General features: G+C 28.8%; 25 protein-coding genes. 19 read left to right on the forward strand and 6 right to left on the reverse strand.

All coding sequences use genetic code 11. The features are described from left to right. Positions 1 to 94: 94 nt before the first annotated feature. Positions 95 to 1474: an argininosuccinate lyase gene (gene argH, locus HMPREF1552_RS11345; RefSeq protein ID WP_021745351.1), complete on the reverse strand. Its 1380-nt coding sequence runs from the start codon at positions 1472 to 1474 to the stop codon at positions 95 to 97. A gap of 227 nt (positions 1475 to 1701) precedes the next feature. Between argH and HMPREF1552_RS11350 the strand changes: the two genes are divergently transcribed. From HMPREF1552_RS11350 to HMPREF1552_RS11390, 10 genes are all read left to right on the forward strand, one after another. Beyond that, positions 1702 to 2496 (forward strand): M48 family metallopeptidase, encoded by a 795-nt coding sequence (locus HMPREF1552_RS11350; protein WP_021745352.1) that lies wholly within the window; start codon positions 1702 to 1704, stop codon positions 2494 to 2496. A gap of 20 nt (positions 2497 to 2516) precedes the next feature. Continuing rightward, positions 2517 to 3515, forward strand: a complete 999-nt coding sequence (dusA, locus tag HMPREF1552_RS11355; protein WP_021745353.1) for a tRNA dihydrouridine(20/20a) synthase DusA — start codon at positions 2517 to 2519, stop codon at positions 3513 to 3515. Positions 3516 to 3762: 247 nt separating this feature from the next. Continuing rightward, positions 3763 to 4527: a formate/nitrite transporter family protein gene (locus HMPREF1552_RS11360; RefSeq protein ID WP_021745354.1), complete on the forward strand. Its 765-nt coding sequence runs from the start codon at positions 3763 to 3765 to the stop codon at positions 4525 to 4527. Between the two features lie 63 nt (positions 4528 to 4590). After that, positions 4591 to 5751: a 4Fe-4S dicluster domain-containing protein gene (locus tag HMPREF1552_RS11365; RefSeq protein WP_021745355.1), complete on the forward strand. Its 1161-nt coding sequence runs from the start codon at positions 4591 to 4593 to the stop codon at positions 5749 to 5751. Then, positions 5748 to 6626, forward strand: a complete 879-nt coding sequence (gene asrB, locus HMPREF1552_RS11370) for an anaerobic sulfite reductase subunit AsrB (RefSeq protein ID WP_021745356.1) — start codon at positions 5748 to 5750, stop codon at positions 6624 to 6626. Before HMPREF1552_RS11365 ends, asrB begins: the two co-directional genes overlap by 4 nt. A gap of 40 nt (positions 6627 to 6666) precedes the next feature. Continuing rightward, a complete protein-coding gene (gene asrC / locus HMPREF1552_RS11375) occupies positions 6667 to 7641 on the forward strand; it encodes a sulfite reductase subunit C (protein WP_039901675.1) in 975 nt (324 codons plus the stop codon). 55 nt (positions 7642 to 7696) lie between these two features. After that, positions 7697 to 7855: a hypothetical protein gene (locus HMPREF1552_RS12655; protein ID WP_015769377.1), complete on the forward strand. Its 159-nt coding sequence runs from the start codon at positions 7697 to 7699 to the stop codon at positions 7853 to 7855. 260 nt (positions 7856 to 8115) lie between these two features. Further along, complete coding sequence (locus tag HMPREF1552_RS11380; protein WP_021745358.1) at positions 8116 to 9447, forward strand: FAD-dependent oxidoreductase; 1332 nt, start codon at positions 8116 to 8118, stop codon at positions 9445 to 9447. A gap of 34 nt (positions 9448 to 9481) precedes the next feature. Then, on the forward strand, positions 9482 to 9868 hold the full coding sequence (locus tag HMPREF1552_RS11385) for an OsmC family protein (RefSeq protein WP_021745359.1): 387 nt from the start codon (positions 9482 to 9484) through the stop codon (positions 9866 to 9868). A gap of 26 nt (positions 9869 to 9894) precedes the next feature. Next, positions 9895 to 10437 carry a hypothetical protein gene (locus HMPREF1552_RS11390; RefSeq protein ID WP_021745360.1) on the forward strand — a complete coding sequence of 181 codons (543 nt, stop codon included), beginning with the start codon at positions 9895 to 9897 and terminating at the stop codon, positions 10435 to 10437. A 102-nt stretch (positions 10438 to 10539) separates the two neighbouring features. On the opposite strand, the gene HMPREF1552_RS11395 is transcribed toward HMPREF1552_RS11390, so the two are convergent. Continuing rightward, positions 10540 to 10908 (reverse strand): hypothetical protein, encoded by a 369-nt coding sequence (locus HMPREF1552_RS11395; protein WP_021745361.1) that lies wholly within the window; start codon positions 10906 to 10908, stop codon positions 10540 to 10542. A 102-nt stretch (positions 10909 to 11010) separates the two neighbouring features. Beyond that, entirely contained in the window at positions 11011 to 11922 is a 912-nt protein-coding gene (locus HMPREF1552_RS11400; protein ID WP_021745362.1) for a toxin-antitoxin system YwqK family antitoxin, read from the reverse strand. A gap of 183 nt (positions 11923 to 12105) precedes the next feature. Between HMPREF1552_RS11400 and HMPREF1552_RS11405 the strand changes: the two genes are divergently transcribed. The 6 genes from HMPREF1552_RS11405 (at position 12106) to HMPREF1552_RS11430 (ending at position 17465) form a co-directional block, all read left to right on the forward strand. Beyond that, positions 12106 to 12957, forward strand: a complete 852-nt coding sequence (locus HMPREF1552_RS11405) for a hypothetical protein (protein WP_021745363.1) — start codon at positions 12106 to 12108, stop codon at positions 12955 to 12957. A 31-nt stretch (positions 12958 to 12988) separates the two neighbouring features. Further along, positions 12989 to 13807, forward strand: a complete 819-nt coding sequence (locus HMPREF1552_RS11410) for a hypothetical protein (RefSeq protein WP_021745364.1) — start codon at positions 12989 to 12991, stop codon at positions 13805 to 13807. Between the two features lie 33 nt (positions 13808 to 13840). Further along, positions 13841 to 14743 carry a hypothetical protein gene (locus tag HMPREF1552_RS11415; protein ID WP_021745365.1) on the forward strand — a complete coding sequence of 301 codons (903 nt, stop codon included), beginning with the start codon at positions 13841 to 13843 and terminating at the stop codon, positions 14741 to 14743. 24 nt (positions 14744 to 14767) lie between these two features. Then, positions 14768 to 15562 carry a hypothetical protein gene (locus tag HMPREF1552_RS11420; protein WP_021745366.1) on the forward strand — a complete coding sequence of 265 codons (795 nt, stop codon included), beginning with the start codon at positions 14768 to 14770 and terminating at the stop codon, positions 15560 to 15562. Positions 15563 to 15589: 27 nt separating this feature from the next. Continuing rightward, positions 15590 to 16501, forward strand: a complete 912-nt coding sequence (locus tag HMPREF1552_RS11425; RefSeq protein WP_021745367.1) for a hypothetical protein — start codon at positions 15590 to 15592, stop codon at positions 16499 to 16501. A 61-nt stretch (positions 16502 to 16562) separates the two neighbouring features. Continuing rightward, entirely contained in the window at positions 16563 to 17465 is a 903-nt protein-coding gene (locus HMPREF1552_RS11430) for a hypothetical protein (RefSeq protein WP_021745368.1), read from the forward strand. A 347-nt stretch (positions 17466 to 17812) separates the two neighbouring features. On the opposite strand, the gene HMPREF1552_RS11435 is transcribed toward HMPREF1552_RS11430, so the two are convergent. Genes HMPREF1552_RS11435 through HMPREF1552_RS11445 form a run of 3 tightly spaced genes read right to left on the reverse strand, consistent with a single transcriptional unit; the run spans position 17813 to position 19931 of the window. Next, positions 17813 to 18607 carry a MetQ/NlpA family ABC transporter substrate-binding protein gene (locus tag HMPREF1552_RS11435; RefSeq protein WP_021745369.1) on the reverse strand — a complete coding sequence of 265 codons (795 nt, stop codon included), beginning with the start codon at positions 18605 to 18607 and terminating at the stop codon, positions 17813 to 17815. Next, a complete protein-coding gene (locus HMPREF1552_RS11440; protein ID WP_021745370.1) occupies positions 18607 to 19263 on the reverse strand; it encodes a methionine ABC transporter permease in 657 nt (218 codons plus the stop codon). The genes HMPREF1552_RS11435 and HMPREF1552_RS11440 overlap by 1 nt, the downstream gene beginning before the upstream one ends. Further along, positions 19260 to 19931, reverse strand: coding sequence for an ATP-binding cassette domain-containing protein (locus tag HMPREF1552_RS11445; RefSeq protein ID WP_021745371.1), 672 nt, complete (start codon positions 19929 to 19931; stop codon positions 19260 to 19262). The genes HMPREF1552_RS11440 and HMPREF1552_RS11445 overlap by 4 nt, the downstream gene beginning before the upstream one ends. A 287-nt stretch (positions 19932 to 20218) precedes the next feature. Here HMPREF1552_RS11445 and HMPREF1552_RS11450 point away from each other — a divergent pair, with 287 nt between their 5' ends. The 3 genes from HMPREF1552_RS11450 to nrdI all read left to right on the forward strand — a co-directional run bounded on the left by HMPREF1552_RS11450 (position 20219) and on the right by nrdI (position 21916). Next, positions 20219 to 20416 (forward strand): hypothetical protein, encoded by a 198-nt coding sequence (locus HMPREF1552_RS11450; protein WP_021745372.1) that lies wholly within the window; start codon positions 20219 to 20221, stop codon positions 20414 to 20416. A gap of 540 nt (positions 20417 to 20956) precedes the next feature. Then, a complete protein-coding gene (locus tag HMPREF1552_RS11455) occupies positions 20957 to 21196 on the forward strand; it encodes a thioredoxin domain-containing protein (protein ID WP_006804246.1) in 240 nt (79 codons plus the stop codon). A 348-nt stretch (positions 21197 to 21544) separates the two neighbouring features. Beyond that, positions 21545 to 21916: a class Ib ribonucleoside-diphosphate reductase assembly flavoprotein NrdI gene (gene nrdI / locus HMPREF1552_RS11460; RefSeq protein WP_039901678.1), complete on the forward strand. Its 372-nt coding sequence runs from the start codon at positions 21545 to 21547 to the stop codon at positions 21914 to 21916. The last annotated feature ends 35 nt before the right edge of the window (positions 21917 to 21951 follow it).

Consider the following 21951-nt stretch of genomic DNA (forward strand, 5'->3'; position numbering starts at 1 on the left):
CAATGAGCAATCCTACGAAAATAAAAAAGAAAAAGTTGAATGATTATGAAACCTAATTATAAAAATTTATTCTCATTTTAAAATGGGGGTAATATTATAAAGTTTCTAAAAATTTCTTTCCATTTTCAATTTGCATTTCAACATTTTTTATGGAGGTTCCGCCAAATGAATTTCGTTTGTTTACACAGTTTTCGATTGTGATTTCAGAAAGAATATCGTCTTTGAAAACGTCAGAAAATTTATGAAATTCTTCGAGTTTCATGTCGTCAATTGCGATTTTCTTATCTTCACAGTAGGATACTATTTCTCCAACGATTTTATGTGCCTGTCTGAATGGAACGTTGTGTTTTGCAAGGTAATCGGCTACATCTGTTGCGTTTAGGAATCCTGATCGCATTGAAGCATAGATTTTTTCATTATTTACTGTTATTGTGTCAAGCATTAGGTAGAAAATTTCAATGGATAATTTGATATTGTCAATAGAGTCAAAAATTCCTTCCTTGTCCTCTTGCATATCCTTATTATAAGCTAGCGGAAGTGCTTTCATTGTTGTTAAGATTCCCATAAGATTTCCGTAGATTCTGCCTGTTTTTCCTCTTACAAGTTCGGCAATGTCGGGATTTTTTTTCTGTGGCATAATTGAAGAGCCAGTTGCAAAGGCATCATCTAGATTTATAAATGAAAATTCGGATGTGCACCAGATAATAATTTCTTCTGAAAATCTTGACAAGTGCATTGAAATTACTGAAATAATCATTGCAAGCTCAATTATAAAATCTCTGTCGCTTACAGAATCAAGACTATTTTCCGTAGGCTCTGAAAATCCAAGTTCTTCTGCCACAAAATGTCTATCAAGATTAAATGTAGTTCCAGCCAATGCCCCTGCTCCAAGTGGCATCTCGTCACTTCTTTTGAGAAAATCCTCAATTCTCGAAATATCCCTTTTAAACATTTGAAAGTAAGCCATCAAGTGATGAGAGAATAAAATCGGCTGAGCCCTTTGTAAATGAGTATATCCAGGAATAATAACATTTTTATATTTTTCAGCAAGCCCTAGCAGTACATTTTCCATTTTTACAAGTAAATTTGAGATTTCACGAGCTTCTTTTCTTACATACATTCGCACGTCAAGAGCCACCTGATCGTTTCGGCTTCTGGCAGTATGCAGTTTTCCAGCTACAGCCCCAATAATCTGTGTCAGCCTTTTCTCAATCGACATATGAATATCCTCATCTTCAATTCTAAACTCAAATTCTCCCTTTTCAATTTCATCCTTTATCTGAAGCAACCCATTTTCAATCTCTTTTTGCTCGTTCTCTGCAATAATCCCTTGCTTAGCAAGCATTCTGCTGTGTGCAATGCTTCCAGCAATATCCTCTTCATACATTCTTTTATCAAATGTAATTGAGGCATTAAATTTTTCTAACAATTTATTAGTTTCCTTATGGAATCGACCTTCCCACATTTTTTTCATATTTTCTCAGCCCTTTCTAGTTAAATGTAATTTTTTGTATATTATACCAAATAAAACCGTATTTTTAAAGTATAGACGAATATAAATTGAAATAAATATAAAAAATATAACTAGAATTTTTTTTAAATAAAATTTTATTCAATTTATAAGAAAATCATATTGAAAATTACAAGAAAAAATTGTACAATTAATAGATATTATATTTCAAAAAAGAGAGGAGTTTTAAAATGAAAAAATATTCAAAAATATTATTTTTAGTAACAGCAACAACGATGCTTTCAAGCTGTGCAGTTGCTCCGCTTACTGGGAGAAGACAGTTAAAGCTGGTAAGTGATGAGAGTGTAGCAGAAAGCTCAGTTTCTACGTATAGACAGCTTATTCAGCAGGCAGGAGCTAAGGGACTTTTGGCGAATAATACAGCTGAGGGACAACGGTTGAGAAGAATTGGAGGCAAAATTTCTACAGCAGTTGAGAAGTATTTGAATGAAAATGGAATGTCAAATAAGGTATCCAGCTTACAGTGGGAATTTAATCTAATAAAAACTAATGAAATAAATGCATTTGCAATGCCAGGTGGTAAGATTGCCTTTTATACTGGAATATTACCAGTTCTGAATACTGATGGAGGAATTGCGTTTGTAATGGGACACGAAATTGGTCATGTTATTGGAGGTCATCATGCCGAAGCTTCAAGTAACAAGGCTCTTGCAGGAATTGCCGCAACTGTAACAGATGCTGTAACAGGTGGAAATGCTGTATCTTCAATTGTTTCTGGCGGACTTTCAATTACTCTTCTGAAATTTAACAGAACTCAGGAATACGAGGCGGATAAATATGGAATGATATTTATGGCAATGGCTGGATATAATCCAAATGAAGCAATTACAGCTCTTGAAAGAATGGATTCGATGGCTGGAAGCAGTAGGTCAGATATTTTATCAACTCATCCATCTGGAAAAAATAGAATTGAAGCGGCAAGAAAATTCTTGCCTGAAGCAATGAAATATTATAATGCAAGATAAACTGATAATTTTTGAAATTAATGAAAGGAAATGCTGTGAAAAATAAGATAAGTATCGCTCCAATGGTAGACAGAACGGATAGAAATTTTAGAAATTTTGTAAGAATGATAAATAAAGACGTTTTATTGTATACAGAGATGATAACGGCACAGGCTATTCTTAATGGAGATTTAGACTATATTTTGGGATTTAATGAAGTGGAGCATCCAATTGTTCTGCAAATTGCGGCAACAAATCCAGAAGAAGCATATAAAGCTGTAAAAATCGCTGAGAAGTACAATTATGATGAAATTAATCTAAATGTCGGATGTCCATCAGACAGAATATCTGGAAATATGATGGGCGCTTATCTTATGGCATTTCCAAAAGAAGTAGCAAATATAGTGAAAGCAATGAAGGAAGCAACAGGTAAGCCAATTTCGATAAAGCATAGAATAGGAATTGATGGAAAAAATATATTGCCAGCTTCTTTTGGACGAACACTATTAGACAAATATGAAGATATGGTAAATTTTATTAATATTACTAAAGAAATTGGGATAAATAAATATATTATCCATGCACGTATAGCAATACTTGCAGGACTTGATCCAAAGCAGAACAGAAGCGTTCCGCCTCTTAGATATAATGAAGTTTACCGCGCAAAAAAAGAATATCCTGATTTACATATAGAAATTAATGGTGGAATTAAAAGTGTTAAGGAAATTGATGAACATCTGAATTATGTTGATTCTGTAATGCTAGGGCGTGAAATTTATGATAATCCTATGATTCTGACTGAATTTGGAAAATATTACGGAAAAGAAATAAATATCACTCGTAAAGAAATCATAGAAAAAATGATTTATTATGTTGAAAATATGGAAAGACAGCAATTGCGTCCACATCTATTCTTAATGCACACACATGGGTTATTTCATAACATACGTGGTAGTAAAGCTTGGAAAAGAGCAATTAATGAGCCAAAAGCAGATTCTGCAACATTAAAGGAATTACTGGAAAAAATTGAAAATTTTTAAATAAACGGAAACTTAGTATTAATTAAAAAATTGTTGTTTTAAATACAGCAATTTTTTTTTACAAATTATTTTTGATTAGCTAATCAAAATATTATACTTGCGAATATAAAAAAAATATTTTTATAGTGGACTTTTTGACTTTTTTATGTGATAATTTAGTACACAAACAAGAAATTTTTCACAAGATAAAAATAGAAAATTGTTAGGAAGGAGAATGTAACAAAATTAATTTTGCTACTATAGGATAATGAGAAATAATGAAACTTTGGAAAAAGTCTCAAATTCTGCAAAGGATAAGGTTAGATTTTTAAAAGAGCATAGCGGGAAATATTTTTTATCTGCATTTTTGGCTGGAATGTTTATTGGAATTGGAATTTTATTGACATTTACGGTTGGTGGAGTTAGTAGCGGCTTACCAACTAACAAAATTCTTATGGGAATTAGTTTTGGAATAGCGCTTAGTCTTGTAGTTGTATTTGGAACAGAACTTTTTACAGGGAATAATATGATAGGGGTAGCAGGGCTTCTGAACAAGGGTATAAGCTTTAAGGATATGATTCTTATGTGGATAGCATCTTATCTTGGAAATATTGTAGGATCAATTATACTTGCAATAGCATACGTATTTTCAAATTCTGCTTCAAAACCTGTTGTAGAATTTATTGTCAAAGTTTCAAAGGCAAAGATTACTGCATTGCCTCACGAACTGTTTTTTAAAGGAGTTTTATGTAATATTCTTGTGTGTCTTGCGGTTCTGGCTGGAATAAAATTAAAAGAGGAAACTGCTAAGCTAATAATGGTATTTTGGTGTTTATTTGCATTTATAACTGCTGGATTTGAGCACAGTGTTGCTAATATGACTCTTTTAATGATGGGGATAATATACAATGGAGCAAAAGAAATAACATTAAATGGTTATTTTTATAATTTATTATTTGTAACATTGGGGAATATTGTTGGTGGAGCATTTGTTGGTTTTGCTTGCTATTATTTAGCAAAAAAGGATAAATAATAATTTAAATAAAAAGAAAAATAATTTTTAAATGGAGAGATAAAGTAAAATTTAGGAGGGAAAATGAAAATCAGTTTAAATCGTGAAAATTTTAATCTGGCACTTAAAAAGCTGAAAAAAGAATACAAGATATATGCACCAATTGAGATACCATTTCGTGGTACATTTTCAGATACTTCTGTAATCAGATATTCTGAAATTGAAAAAATTGATGAAATATGTTTTGACAAAAAATCTCATTTTTCAGCAAAGGAAATAATGTTGCCAATAACGCAAACAATGTTCTATTTTACAGAAGAAGGTTGCAAGATGCCCAAAGAACAGAAGCAGAAATATCTTATATTTCTTAGAAGCTGTGATTTACATGGTGTCAAAAGAGTTGATGATATTTACTTGAATAATAAATTTTTGGATATTTACTACAAGAGGGTTAGAGATAAAGTTAAATTTGTAGTGTTTGGATGTCCAAATTCATTTGAGAACTGTTTTTGTGTAGATATGGGCACTAACAAGACTGATGAATATAATATTGGAATAAAAGTTACAGAAGAGGAAATATTTGCTGATATAAAAGATGATGAGCTGAAGGTTTATTTTAAAGAACTTATCGCTGAGAAAAACAATGGAAGTAATGATGAACATAAAATAAATGAAATGTACATGGATGTAAAAGATGAAAAAATGAAAAAATATCTTGAAGAGATAATTGCTGAAAATAATCGCAATAAAATAAAGGAAAATGTTGAATTTGAAATGGAATTTGTAGAAGATAATGAAATTCATGTGGATATTCCTGACAATATTGAGCTTGAAGATATAATAAATTTGGATTTATGGCGTGAATACGACAGCCGTTGTATAGCCTGCGGAAAATGTAACTTTGTTTGTCCAACTTGTACCTGCACGACTACACAAGATGTTTTTTACAGCGAAAATGAAAACAATGGAGAAAGAAGGCGTGTATGGGCTTCATGTCATGTGAACGGCTTTACGGATATGGCTGGTGGGCATTCATTCAGACAAAGACATGGAGATAGAATGAGATTTAAAGTAATGCATAAAATATCTGATTTTAAAAAGAGATTTGGATATCAGATGTGTACAGGGTGTGGAAGATGTGATGATGCGTGTCCTGAATACATTTCATTCTCAAATTGCATAAACAAGTTAAGTGCTGAACTAAAAAGAATTTCGGCTGAAAAAAGAGGTGAAGAATCAGAATGAGTACAATTAACACATTAAATACAATAAATATGGATGAACAAGCTATAATGGATATGAATGTATATTTACCGACTGTTCACAAACTTTTGTTTATTGAAAAAGTTACTGAGCTAGAATGGCTATTTCGTGTAGAATATAAAAAGGGAAGTGTAGAAGCTGGACAGTTTATGCAGGTTTCATTACCAGGAGTTGGAGAAGCTCCTATTTCCATTGCGAATTTTGACTTGGAGGAAGGTTATCTTGATTTCCTTATTAGAAAAGTTGGAAAAGTTACAGACAAGATTTTCGAACTGAAAGCAGGAGATAGAATCTTTTTAAGAGGACCTTATGGACACGGTTTTCCAATTGAACAATACAAAAATAAGCATATTGTAATGGTTGTTGGAGGAAGTGGAATTGCTCCAGTTCGACCAATTATAGAATATTTTACGAAACATCCTAATGAAATGAAATCTTTTAAAATTATTGTTGGATATAAAAATTATGAAAGTGTTATTTTTGAAGAGGAATTTTCACGTTGGAGAGAAAATATTGAAATACTTGTAACATTGGATAATGTAGAAACAGCAAGAAATATTGGAAAGACAGAAGACGAAATTCATGAAGGAATGGTTACCAAATATATTCCCGATTTAAAAATTCCTGAAAATATGGATGAAGTTGAATACATTGTTGTAGGCCCTCCAGTAATGATGCATTTCTCTTGTCTTGAAATCCTAAAAACAGGTATTCCAACTGAAAAAATATGGGTTTCATTTGAAAGAAAGATGTCCTGTGCCGTTGGGAAATGCGGGCATTGTAAAATTGATGAAACGTATATTTGTCTTGAGGGGCCAGTATTTAGATATGATTTTGCAAAAAAATTACTTGATTAAGAATGAATTTTAAGAAAAAACAAAAGAAGAGGTAAAAACAATGAGCATGGATATAAATAGAAAAATTGTTACCAAAAACGCATTCAGGGTAACAAAGGACAGATCTAAAACAGCATTGCGTGTGAGAGTGCCAGGAGGAGCAATTACTGGGGAAATAATGGAAATGGTTGCAAAAATAGCTAATACTTATGGAGATGGAAATGTTCATATTACAACTCGTCAAGGTTTTGAAGTGTTGGGAATTTCTTGGAATGATATTGAAAAAGTAAATAAGATGGTGCAGCCAATTATGGAAAAACTGGAAATTAATTATAAGGATAAAGATAAAGGATATGCTGCGGCTGGTACGAGAAATATTGCAGCTTGTATTGGAAACAAGGTATGTCCAAAAGCTGCCTATAATACGACAGAATTTGCAAAAAAAATCGAAAAAGCAATATTTCCACATGATTTTCACTTCAAAGTAGCATTAACAGGCTGTCCAAATGATTGTCAAAAAGTCAGAATGCATGATTTTGGAATAATTGGAATGGCAAAACCTGAGCTTGACGAATCTAAATGTGTTTCCTGTGGAATGTGTGAAAGAAAATGTAAAAAACTTTCAACAGGAGCAATTTCATATAAAAACTATAAACCTGTAAGAGATCACCAGAGATGTATAGGTTGTGGAGAATGTGTCCTAAACTGTCCAACAGGAGCATGGACAAGATCTCCTAAAAAGTATTATAAACTTGCAATAATGGGAAGAAGTGGAAAACAAAATCCAAGATTGGCAGAAGACTGGTTATTCTGGGCAGATGAAGAATCGATAATAAAAATTATAAAAAATACCTACGAATACGTTGATAAATATATCGACAGAAGTCTGCCAAAAGAACATATTGGTTATATTGTTGACAGAACAGGTTTTGAAGAGTTTAAAAAATGGGCATTAAAAGATGTTAATCTTCCAGAAGAAGCAGTAATTGTAAATAATGTGTACTGGAAAGGTATAAAATATCAAGGAATATTATAAATATAAGATTAACTTTTAATAAAAATAATAAAAAATACAAGGAAGGGTGATTTGTATGTCTTCATCTTGGATGGATAAATACAAAAAATATAAAAAAGATTTTAACAAAAAAGATTATCATGGTGAAGATCCTAGTGAAGTCAATGAGTATGATGAATATGACGAATACGAAGAACATCAGGATAAAGATAATGATGATGAAACTAAAGAATAAAATTTATAAAATATTGTAATTTATGATATTAAAAATTAAATTTAGAAAGAGGCTATTTTAGAAAATGAAATCTGAAGTAGTCTTTTTATTTTAAAAATAATTTTATTTAAATATAAATTTGTAAAAATTTCAAAATACTATTGATTTTTTTTTAAAATGTAGTATAATTAAATAGATTGAGAAAAAAATAATTTGATTTAACAATTATTATAAATTTATTTAAAAATTGAAATATGAATATTATGAAGGAGAGGAAATAGATGAAAGTAGTTGTAATTGGATGTACACACGCTGGTACAGCGGCAATTTTGAATTTAAGAAAGACAAATCCTGATGCGGAGATAACAGTATTTGAAAGAAATGACAATATTTCATTCTTGTCTTGTGGGATTGCCTTATATGTAGGAGGAGTTGTAAAAGATCCTCAAGGGCTGTTTTACTGTTCACCTGAAAAATTAAGAGAATTAAACGTTGACACTAGAATGAGACATGAAGTAAAGACTGTTGATATTGAAGGTAAAAAAGTAAGAGTTGTGAATTTGGAAACTGGAATTGAATTTAATGAAACTTTTGACAAATTAATCATTACATCTGGTTCTTGGCCTATTATTCCACCAATTGAAGGAATTGACTTAAATAATATCTTGCTTTGTAAAAATTACAATCATTCAAATGAAATTATTGAAAGAGCAAAACATTCACAAAAAGTTGTTGTTGTTGGAGCAGGATACATTGGAGTCGAACTTGTTGAAGCATTTAGGGATAATGGAAAAGAAGTTGTGCTAGTAGATGCAGAAGAAAGAGTTTTGAGCAAATATTTTGACAAGGAATTTACAGATGTTGCTGAAGAATCGTTTAAACATAGAGGAATTGTAATTGCAACTGGAGAAAAAGTTGTTAAATTTGAAGGAAGCAATGGAAATGTAACAAAAGTAGTTACTGACAAAAATGAATATGAAGCTGATATGGTAATTATGTGTGTTGGATTCCTGCCAAGCACTTCATTGTTTAAAGGACAGCTTGAAATGCTTCCAAATGGAGCGATTAAAGTTGACGAATATATGAGAACAAGCAATAAAGACGTTATGGCTGCAGGAGACTGCTGTTCAGTATTCTATAATCCGCTACAAAGAGAAAGATATATTCCACTTGCAACTAACGCTGTAAGAATGGGAACATTAGCAGGTATAAACTTGGTTGAAAATAAAGTTAGACATCTTGGAACACAAGGTACTTCAGGAATTAAAATTTACGAAAACAATATGGCTGCAACTGGATTAACAGAGGAAATTGCAAAACAAGAAGGAGTAGAAGTTGAAAGCGTAATTGCAGTTGATAACTATCGTCCTGAATTTATGCCAACTTATGAAAAAGTAACATTAAAAGTGGTATTTGAAAAAAATAGCAGAAGAATTTTAGGAGCACAGTTAACTTCTAAAATTGATTTAACACAATCAATTAATACATTGTCAGTATGCATTCAAAATAAAATGACTGTAGAAGAATTGGCATTTGTAGACTTCTTCTTCCAGCCTCATTATAACAAGCCTTGGAACTTCTTGAATTTAGCAGGATTAAATGCTTTAAAATAGAATTTAAGATAATTGAAGGATAAAAATAGATAAAATGATAGTAAAATATGACAAAAATTTTAGAATGAAAATAGAAAATAACAGAAATAGCGAGATTATTTTGACAGACCGTAATGGCGAAATGCTTTCTCCGTCAGAACTTCTCGCTGCATCTGTAGCTTCATGTGCTATGACAGTTTTATCAATAAAATTGGAATCTAATAACCAAAATTTTCAAAATTGCTATGCAGAAGTTGGAAAAACAGTTGATTTAACAACTTTTAAAGTTACAGAAATCAATATTGCATTTCATCTAAAAAAAGAATACAGTCAGGAAGTAAGAGAAAAAGCTGAAAAATCAATAGAAGAAATGTGTGTAGTTGGCAGAAGTTTAAGTAAAGATGTGAAACAAAATTATTCATTTATTTATGATGTGGAATAGTTAAAACTGCATTTAGGTGAGAAAAAATGATATACGATATATTAGATTTTTTAGAAGAGTTATTTTGGAAAGTAAGAGCTTACTATAGGAAAAGAAAAAGTATAATTATAAGTATTTTTATTTTTTTAACTTCAATTTATGTAGGAAGTTTGATTTTCTTTCTGAAAGATGAGAGAATTAGACTTGTAAAAGAGAATCGGAAATATGATTTTTGGTATATTCAGAAATTTGATTTCAAAACGAAACTTTATGTAATGAATTATGGATTCTCACTTAATGATACAGTTAGATCGTATCATTTTAACTTTAAAAGACATTTAATTGGGTGGAAATGGAAGATAGGCAGTAAAGATGTGTTTTATGTTTTTATATTGCCATATAATAGAAAATACTTTTATGTTCCAGAAAGACAGATATTGTATTTGAAAAAAGTTGATTATTCAAAAGAATTTGAAAAAGAAGCTATAGATTATAAAAATATTGGAAAATTTCTTGAAGTAAAATTAGTGGAAGATGAAAAAGACAGAAAAATACGGAAATTTTTAAAATTTTTAGAAGAAAATAATTAATAAAAAAGGAGCAATCTCATAGATTAATGAAGAGAACTCCTTTTTTTTACTATATTAACTTTTTAATTTTGAAAAAATTAAGATTTTAATTGTAATAATTTATTACATTTTGAAATCTCCAGTTTCACCATTATTGGCTTTATTGATTAAAAAGTTTGACATTTCTTTAAATTCTGATACCGCTGCTGCGTCTTTTCCTGTTACAGAATTTACATTTTGGGAACTTATAAGATTTCTTGAAATTTCAAGAGCTATATCTCTAAATGAGTTTTGGCTCATTGAGAATAATTCACCCTTCTGATTTTTTCTGTCATATTGAGCACCAATTATTCTTCCATCCTTAACTGTTAATTTTACAAATGAAGTCCAATTGCCATCATGTCTTTTTTCAACAGAGTAAATACCATTTTGCAATGCTGAAAATCCCAAAATGTTTATTAAAAACATTAAAGTAAATAATAGTTTTTTCATAATTAACACCACTTTTCTAAGTAAATTTTTTTCTTTTATTCTCCTTTAAAACACCTGTTACATAAATATTATACCTTTAAAATCAAAATAAATCAAGTCTTTTTAATAAAATCCTTGTGTATCAGTTAAATATCCATCTTTATTATAGAAATTCCAGTTTCCATAAGCCTTGTAATTTCTTAAAGCACCTTGAACCTTGATTTTTCCGTTGTCGTAATACTGCGTGAAATTTCCATTTCCATTTACAAGTTTCATTTCACGTTCTTTTACTCCGTTTCTTGAATAGCCAAGAATATCAGTAATTATACCATTCTGATAAGTCTCTATCAACTTTTTTGTACCATTTTCGTAATTCCATGTCCATTGTCCATGTCTTAAATTACGTGAATAATTCCCATTAGAACGAATAGTTCCATTAGAATAGTAGGATTTTGTTGCGCCGTTTAGCTGTCCGTTGGCGTAAGTATTCTCGTTTGTAACAATACCGTTTGAATATTTTGTTTCTTTTCCATTTCTGAGGTTGTTTGAATACTGCATTGTGGAGCTAAGTCTTCCAAATTCATCAAAATCATAGCTATCTCCGTTTAGAACACCGTTTTTATAATATCTTAGTGTTTTTGAATTTCCATTTCCATAAAAATCCACATCTTCACCGTCTCTTACTCCATTTACATAATTTGTGGCTTTTAGAATGTTTCCGTTTTCAAAGTATAGAAACATAGGTCCATGCAGTTTTCCATTTTGATAATTTCTCAAAGCCTGTACTCTTCCAACTTCATTAAACTCAGCATAAGTTCCTGTAAAAGGTTGTCCGCTTTCCTTCAGAGTAGCGAAGTTTCCTGAAACAATTACATCTGTAACTGTACTATAGGGAGAGCTTAATGCACGTGCTGATTGTGCTGAATACTCGCTAGCTCTTTTGGGAGCAATTTTTGGAGCAGCTGCAGAAGATAAAATACTTATAGATAAACATGAAATTAATATTATCATTGATTTTTTGAATGTTTTTAACATAATAAATTCTCCTTCTTTTTTAGATATCGTTTCTATTATATCAATAATAAATTATATTTATCTTAGAATAATAAATTATATTTATCTTCATAATTTTAGTTCTATTTTTTTATAAAAAAGTTTTTAAAAATAAATAAAGTATGCTATAATTTTTGATATAAAATAGAAAAGAGAGGAGTCTTGATGGATTTTAATAAATTAAGAAATAATTTACAAAATAGATATTTTTCTACATGGGAATATTTTAGCAATGGTTTTAATGCTTTGAAAGTGTTTTCAAAAAAGCATCCAATACTACTATTTTTTCATTTCCTGTTTTCATTTTTTCTTGGAGTTGTTGTAATGTTTCAAGGGGCAGAAATAATAGCGGTAATGGATAAAATTGTAAAAAAATATGGGAGCACAAAAATTAATTCTAATGAATTTGTAAAAAGTAAAGAATTTAATGAACTAACGTCTGAAGTAATGCTGTTTATATTATGTTTTATTATAGTCTATTTAATTATTCGATTTATTTCGGCTGTTATAAGAAAAAAAATGGGCTTGGAAGTTGAAGAGCGGGAAAACGAGTTTAGTCTAGTTGAAATTATTGTAAAATTTTTAACTATAACATTTGTAAACATAGTATTACAAGTATTTTTGATAATATTGGGAATTATAATTACAGTATTTACAAGATCGACACTTTCATTTTTAATTTTATGGATTATTTTACAGCTAAATCTTTTATATTTTGAGCAGGCATACTATCTAAGAAAAATAAATATAATTGAAGCATTCAAATATAATTTTTATATAAGCAAAGGGAACAGAATAAGGATGTTGACTGCACTATTAACAATTTTTACTGTATTTGTAGGGATTAATTATTTTTCAAGCTGGTTATTTGAAGCTACAATAAAAAACCAGGTTACGTTGATGACTGTTAATGCGGTTTTTGGAGGAATAGCAGGACTTCTTTATACAGTTTTTGGAACAATGGTAAGCAATCTTGTTTATTTGAACTTAGAATATGTAGACTTTAACAACAGATAATATTATTTTTGATTGATTGTGGAGGGAAAATATGGATTTTCAAAATTTGCAAGATGAACTGATAGAAAAAAAGTTAAATCTGACAGAATATTTAAAAAAATCAAAAGATGTCGTAAAAGTATTTTTAAAAGAAAATAAACTATGGACAATATTTTTTATAATTGCAAACATTTGGATGCTGTTTTGCGCAGCATTTGAGAAAAAATTAACTTCAGAAAGTTATGTGAGATTGTATAATTCTTTTAGATATTTAATTTCAATGTTAAATACAGTTGCACCAGTTTACAGCAATTTATTTTACACGGCTGTAATTATGAAGATGGGATTTAAAATTGAGAATAGAGAAGATGAATTTACATTTAAGAAACTATTTCTCAAATTTTTGATGCTTACCTTAGTATATTTTATAATTAGTATGATATGTGGATTTTTAGCTCTTCCAGCTGCAATTATATTTCTGTATTCTAATGCTAGTTTTCTAGGAATGATAATAGCTGGAATCATAATAATCGCCATAATTGTCTTTGTGATAATAATGTTTCTTTATTTTATACAAATTTACTGTATTCGAAAAATGATGATATTTGATGTGTTCCAGTATAATTTAGAAATATCTAAGGGAAATAGAATGAGAGCAATTATTCCGATTATTGTTTTTGTATTGTTAAATGCTGTCCTTAGAGTGCCATTTTCTTTACGTCTTTTTGACAAGATACCATTAATTATAATTTTTCCGATATCTACGATAGCTGGAATTATTTCAAGCTTTTTAGGAATATTTATAGCAGTAATGGGAGTTATAATTTTTTTGAATGTAGAATACGATTACTTGGAAAAGCAGGGATTGTAATAAATCTAAAAAATAATAAAGGAGTAATTAAAAATGAAGATACAGAATTTACAAAATGAATTATCCAAAAGAAAATTGCAAATGGGAGAATATTTTAGAATAGCATTTGATGTTTTGAAAGTATTTGTGAAGGAAAATAAATTATGGACAATATTCTTTTTAGTTGCGAATATTTTTCTGTTGTTTTTTAATAGTATTGTTATAAGAGCAATTTCAAATGACAATTTTTTGGTACTAATAATGATGTTTTTGATTGTAGTTTATATTGGATTATTTTATGCAGTTCTGATTACAAAAGTTGCACAAAGAATTGAAAACACTAAAGAATATGATTTGAAAAATATAGTTATTAAATATTTAATTATATTTGGAATATGTACTGCAATTTTAGCTATTTTCTTTAGAATATTAATTATTTTAGGCTGGGCTAATTTTATTCTTATGTGGATGATTGGTTCGGGAGGGAGTATTAGCGATACAGTGGCAATAACAATACTGCTTGTAATAAAGGGAATTTTGATAATACCATTAACATTATTAATATTATTTCTTTTATCGAAAGTGGCGTATTTTATTCAAGCATACTACATAAGAAATATGTCATTTTCTAAAGCATTTCAGTATAATTTAAAAATATCTAAAAATAATAAGTTAAGAATTTTAATCCCTGTTATTATTCTTGCAATTTTAGATTTTATTGTAAAAATTCCATTTTTATCAGATTTATTTGGAATTTTAAATTATTTTTTGCTAATGCCTTTTACAATATTTTCACTAGAAATTTTTGAACTGCCATTATTTGTAGCATTTCCGCTATCAGTAATCTTTGGGATTATTTCAAGCTTTTTACTTATCTTTATGATAACAATAGCAGTTATAGTATTTTTGAATGTGGAATATAATTATTTGAAAAAACAGGATAAAAATTTACAATAAATTTTGAAAGGAAATAAAATAAATATGGATTTTAAGGATTTACAAATGGATTTATATGAGAGAAAATTTAATATAACTGAATATTTTATGTGGATGTTTCGAGTTTTAAGAGTATTTATTTTAGAAAATAAATTATGGGTTATGTTTTTGGTTCTTGCAAATATTCTAACTGGAATAATGCCATTAAATTTTGTAAAAAAATATATATTTATAAGTGTAGCATTAGTATTTTATGGAAGAATTTTTATGTTTATCTCATATGCGAAAGTGCTACATCGGATAGAAAGCACAGAAAGTAAATATAAATTTAAAAGTTTAATTCTAAAATATTTAAAACTTTTGTTGGTAATGATATTTATTGTTCCTTTTGTAGTTATTTTGAGGGAACAGTTAAAATTTGCTATAAAAATATTGATAAAGAATCAGATTTCAAATACACAAATAATTGGACTGGTATTTTTAATTCTTACATTAGTATTTATTCCATACTTTACTCAGATATATGCAGGAAGAGATATGAACATTTGGGAGTCTTTCAAATATAATCTAATACTAGCAAGAAAAACTAGATTAAGAATTGGAATTCCTATTATTATTCTAACTTTACTAAGCGGTTCATTGTCAATGTTGACTTACTATTATAATAATTTTGAACAGCTTTATATAAGAAATATCGTTATAATTTTTTCAGAAAGTATTTCAAGTATTTTTGAAATTATTTTTGTAATAATGTATGTAATTGTATTTCTGAATGTAGAGTACGATTATCTCAAATTACATGGAAAAAATGCAGAAAAAATGATAGAAAACGAAATATAATTTTAGATTTAGGGAGGAGAAAAAATTATGGATTTTAAGAGTTTACAGAAAGAGCTGTTCGAGAGAAAATTCAAGCTGGATGAGTACATGGGAAATACTTTTGATATATTTGGAAGTATTGTAAAGGAAAATAAGCTATGGGTTGTGATTTTAGTAATATTGAATATATGGACGCTATATTCGACCACATTGCAGAATACAATAAATACAAGCATTAGAACAGCAGCAAGTTATGGTGATGTTAGCAATATGGCTAAATATTCAGGAACACAGCTTGGTATTAGTTTTCTTAATACTGTCGTATCAGTTTATTCAACATTATTTTCAATAATGATGTATTCAAAGGTTGTGATGAAAATAGAAGGTAGGGAAAATGAATATAGTTTTAAGAAGATATTCTTTAAGTTCTTGAAGATTTTTGGACTTACTATTATGTTTTTTGCTATATTTTTTATTGTGATGCTTATTCCTGTTTTAATAGGTATTATTATAGGAACAATAGCTGAATATAATTATTCAACAGTTCTTATAGTTGTTGCAATTTCAATTCCAGTTGTAACTTGGATAGCTGTTGTAGTTATAGCATGGATAAAACTTCTGTATTTTAGAGAAACGTTTTATATAAGAGACATGAAGATAATAGAAACATATAAGTATAATCTTGCTATATCAAAAGGAAACAAGTTAAGAAAAATTTTACCAAATATTGTGCTTTCTCTTATAGTTTTAGTTTTTGCATTACCATTTTTATTGAATATGTTTTTGTTTACCTTTCTGTTTACATCGTTTTATGTTGTAATATTGATAGCTGCGGTTTCTTCAATCGCAACATCTGCAATCGGAATTGTTTCAATAATATTAAATTCACTTATATTTTTAAATGTGGAATATAATTATCTAAAAAGTATAGATGAGAAAAAAGAAGAAACACAAATTTAAAATTTGAAATATCACATAACTTAGTGTATAATTATAAAAAACTAGAAAGGAAAAATAAATTATGTATTTAGAAAATTTAAGAGAAAAAATCTTTAAAAAAGATCTTGGAATTGGAGAGACTTTTAGTGCAGCATTTGATTTATTTAAGATAATTCTTAAAGAGAATAAGCTGCTTGCATTTTTACAGTATATTTTAATACTTGCTCCAATTACAAGTATTTTTTTAGGATACTTTTGGATGGCTATGCTGGCTCTTTCAGGTTATACACAGCTAATTCCTATATTTTTTTTATTAGGTTTCATTTTAGTCATTGCGTTTGTAATAGCAAATAATTACTTTATAGCATATTTTTCAAGAAAAATTGCATTAAAAGTGGAAGGAAGAGCAGATAAGTTTTCAACAGAAGGAATTCTTATAAAGTCTCTCGCAATGTTTGGAATAAGCGCAGGTTTAAGGATAATTTTATCTGTGTTAGAAATATTCCCTTTCATAGGTACCTTTTTAGCTTTTTTAGCAAATATAGCTATGATAGTTATCTTTATATGGGCTTTGCTTTATTTTTATGACATATATTATATTCGTAATTTCACTCTTTCAGAATCTTTAGATTATAGTTTAAAACTGTCTGAAGGAAATAGGCTAAAGAAAATAATTCCTGGAATAATATTTGTAGTAGTAGCTGTTATAGGAAGTATGATAATTATCTTGCCATTTTCTAGTATTGTTAGAGGCTTTTCTAATGGAATAGGTATATTCTTGGTAGTTATTGTTATTTCAGTAGTTATTTGTTTATTTTTTCTATATTCTCAAGCTTTGCAAATTGTGATTTATCTAAACGTTGAAAATAATTATTTAGAAAATGAAGGAAAAGATAGCAAATATAATTTTAAAGATAAAGAAGAAATTAGTTTTGAAAACAATCAAAGCCTTAATAATTTTTTAGACGAAAATAATGAAAAATAAAAAACTCTTTATATCGGGGTTGTCTTAAAATGTTTAAAATTTTGAGACAGCCCCACTTTTTTATTTTTATGACAAAACTAAATCTGAAGGATATGATCATTCTAATAGAATTTGAGTTTGTATAGTTATATCTTAATATTGTATTCTTTACTGTCCTTAACAGTTTTTCCTTGCTTTCCACTTTTCCATTCTCTCATAGTGAGTACTCTATCATTTTCTTCTACAGTTTCAGCTCAAATAGCGTTTTCTTCTCTTGTTTGTGTAACGTGTGCAATTTATAATTTTGAACTATAGGTTGTCGAACAGTTCTATTATACAACTTATGTTCTTTTTGATTTTGAGTTTTATTAAAATACAGGGAATCCTTGTCCAGCATACTTTTCTTCAATGAACTTCTTAACTTTTTCAGAAGTCATAGCTTTTGTCAAATCTTGTATTTTTTTACTATTTTTGTTATCTTCCCTTGCTACAAGGCTTACAGCGTACTTACCATTTGTATTTTTTTCGATGAATAAAGCATCTTTTACATGAACTCCAATTTTTAGCATATGTGATGGCCAGTTAAATGCCAAGTCAGCTTCTTGGTATGCCTGCACTAGTGATGGAATAGGAACTGCCATAAATTTGAAATTTTTCTTTGTGTTAATGACATCATTCAAATTGTAAAGTCCATCTTTTGGCTTCAATTCAATTAGACCTTCATTTGCAAGTATTCTCAAGGCTCTATCCTGATTTGTTACATCGTTTGGAATGGCAACTTTTGCCCCATTTGGAATTTCTGCCTTATTTTTATATTTTTTTGAGTAAAAACCTACATAAACATCATAAATCCCTTTAACTTTTACAAGTTTTCCGTTATTTTTTTTATTAAAAACTTGCATAAATGGTTCGTGCTGATGAAAGTTTGCATCAAAGTCTTTGGCATTTAGTCCAACATTTGCAGTAACATAATCTGTTAATACAGTAACTTTTACATCATAACCTTCCTTTTTTAAGTCTTCAGCCGCTATTTTCACAATTTCATCCATCGGATATCCAGCCGCAGCAATCCTAATTACATTATCCTTTTTTAAATTTATTCCAACAAATGCTAAAACTAGCACACATATTACAGCTAATGAAATTAATAATTTTTTTGACATTAGTAAATTCTCCTTTTCTTATCTAAATTTTTTGATATTCTGTTTCCAATAATCTGTATTGAAAATACAATGACTATCATTATTGTCACAACCCTATATACAAGGGCATAGTTGTATTCGTTGTATCCATATCGCATTGCATAGTCGCCAATTCCACCTCCACCGACAACTCCCATTACAGTAGAGTATGAGATAAAGCTTATAATTGCCGAAGTTAAGCCAAGCACAAGGCTGCTTCTCGCTTCAACAAGCAAAAAATGCCACACAATCTGAAATACACTTGCCTTCATTGACAAAGCCGCATCAATTATCCCGCTATTCACATCATAAAAAGACTGTTCTGTAAATCTTGCATACAAAGCCACAGCTACAAAGCAAATTGGAAAACTTGCAGGAAATAGTCCAAAAGCAGTACCAAAAATTAATCGTGTGAGAGGTATTAATATAACTACAAATATTAAAAATGGGAAGCTTCTGACTACATTTATATAAATGTTGCAAGGAATATTTATAAACTTATTTTCTCTAATGCCGCCTTTATCAGTCAAAAATACAACCGCTCCTAAAGGAATTCCCAAAAATACTGCACATATCGTAGGAATAAGAACCATTATAAAAGTATCCTTTATTGCAATTAATAATTCAGCATCCATCATTTCAGAACCTCCCTCACATAATCGGCATAACTTTTGTTTGATTTTTCATAATCCTTCTGATTAACATTGAAAATATCTGTAATTTTACCTTTTTCAATAACCGCCACCCTGCTACATAGCCTTTTAACGACTTCGAGTTCGTGAGTAACCACTAGAATAGTTGTTCCATATTTTTTATTTATTTCCTCAAATAAATCAAGAATTTCATCTTTTACAGATTTATCCAAAGAAGCTGTAACTTCATCGCAAAGCAGTAATTGCGGATTTGTCACTAACGCGCGAGCAATCGCTACTCTCTGCCTTTCACCGCCGCTAAGGGAAGCAATAAATGATTTTTTCTTATCAGACAGTCCGACAAATTTTAAAACTTCTTCAACTTTTTCAGCTGAAAACTTTTTCTTTAAAATTAACGGAAGAGCAACATTATCAAAGACATTTTTGTTATACAAAAGATTAAATTCCTGAAAAATATAAGCAGTTTCAGTATTCTTTGCAATATTAATTTCTCCTTTATCAGCCTTCAAAATCCCTTGAATAATTCTCAAAATCGTTGATTTTCCACTTCCTGACTGCCCAATTAATCCGAAGATTTCCCCTTTGTTAATCTTCAAATTTATTTTTAAATCAAAATTAGCATAGTTTTTCTCAATCTCTCTAAGTTCTACCATCTCACCTCCAATTATTTTTGTATTTAATTTTAAAATGTAATAACTTCAAAATTATATCATATTTTTTAAAATAAGGGAATATTGTTTGGAAAAAAAGTAAACTTTTAAATTTCAAGCATAATTGTTACTTCATTATAAAATTTATTGTTTTGATTCGCAGAACCGTATTATCAAGTTAAATTTAGCAAAATAAAAATAAAAACCGACTTGTATTCAAATTTAGAATATTGTATAATAAAAGAAAGAAGGAATGCGTTTTAATATTTATTTAAAGGAGATGGTGTTTTATGATTAAGAAAATTTTATTAATGGTTATCCTTACTATGGCAATTGCAGGTTGTACTGCAGAGGATATAGCAATCTGGAAAGAAGTAAGTAGAGAACGTAGAAATCTACGTATAGGAGAATGTCTTGATAATGGAGATGGGACTGCCAGTTGCAAAAATGAGTATGGAAATGTGATTAGCGTACCTATACGTCGATAATATTGTGAATATGTACAGTTATTGAGAAATATAATGAAGGACAGGAGTTTTCTCGTTCAGAATAATGCTTTCCTGTCTTTTTTTATTTTAATGATTATATTTATATTCCGAATCTCATTTCTTTATTTACTTTTATTGGAGAGTAAGTTGCATATTTGATGCAATTTTTAAATATAAAAGAATAAAAAAGCTATAAATTGGTGCTGATGTTTTTAGATTGTTTGTTAATAAAATTTAAATATTCAAATATAAACTTTTAAAAATTTTGTATCATCAGTAAAACAAAAAAATAAAGCTGTTATACAAACTATTATTTTTTCGGAATCCTTTTAAAATATAATAAATAAATGAATTTTAATATATAAAATATATAATTAATAAATCCCTTTATTCATCAACTTAAAAAACTATTTAATCAAAAATTAAATATAATCTTATTGAAAAAATTTTAAAAATAAGATACACTACATATATGTTAAAAAATTCAAGCAAAACACAATATATTGTGTTTTTTATATAATATAGAAGGAGATAGAAAAAATGAAAAAAATAGTGAAATTTGAGAAAAATGATTGTAATCCGTGTGCAATGGTGTCGGATTTATTAGATAAAAAAGGTATAGAATATGAAAGAATAAATCCATTTGATAATCCAGAAATTGCTGTAAAATATAGAGTAAGAAGCGTCCCAACAGTAATTTTGTTTGAAGAAAACGAAGAAATAAAAAGAACAATTGGATTTAAGCCAGAAGAAATCAATGAAATTATCTCAATGATGTAACTTTAGAACAATTTGAAAATACAATTTAAAGTAATAATAATACTCAAAACGATTTTTATTAAAATATCTAGTTTTGAGTATATTTTATGCCTAAAATTTGGAAATATACTTAAATCCATTTAAAATTAAACTCTTAAAAATTATATTAAATTAAGGATTTGAGTAAAATAGTTATAGCTTTTGAGCTTGGTTTTAAAGAAATTTTACTATATATTTAAAATTATTCGAAATTTAAAGTTGTATAAAATTAAATGAGTTAGCATAATTAAGGATTTTTGATTTAAAAATAAAATTTAGCGGCTTTTTCAGGAAAAAGTGAAACAAATATTAAAAAGTAAGGTGAAATCGATGTATATATATTACGATTCAAAAACAGGAAATGTTGAACGATTCATAAAAAAAATGCAAGCCCAACGTCCAGACTGGCATTTCATAAAGATAAATCCAACTATGGTAATCAAAAATGAAGGACATTTTCTAACATTCACAACAAAAATTGGAGAAATTCCAGTAACAACAAATGAATTTTTGCAAAATGAAAACAACAGCAAACTATTAAAATCAGTAAGTTCCAGCGGAAACAGAAACTGGGGACAATTTTTCGCACTAGCAGCTGATAAAATTCAGCAAAAATACGGAATTCCAGTATTGATGAAATTTGAGTTGTCGGGAACAAGTACGGAAGTGGAGAATTATATAGATTATTTGGAAAACAATTAACTTTATTTTCGTAGGATTGCTCATTGCCGCAAAAC

It is taken from the genome of Leptotrichia sp. oral taxon 879 str. F0557, assembly GCF_000469385.1.
GTDB lineage: Bacteria > Fusobacteriota > Fusobacteriia > Fusobacteriales > Leptotrichiaceae > Leptotrichia > Leptotrichia mesophila.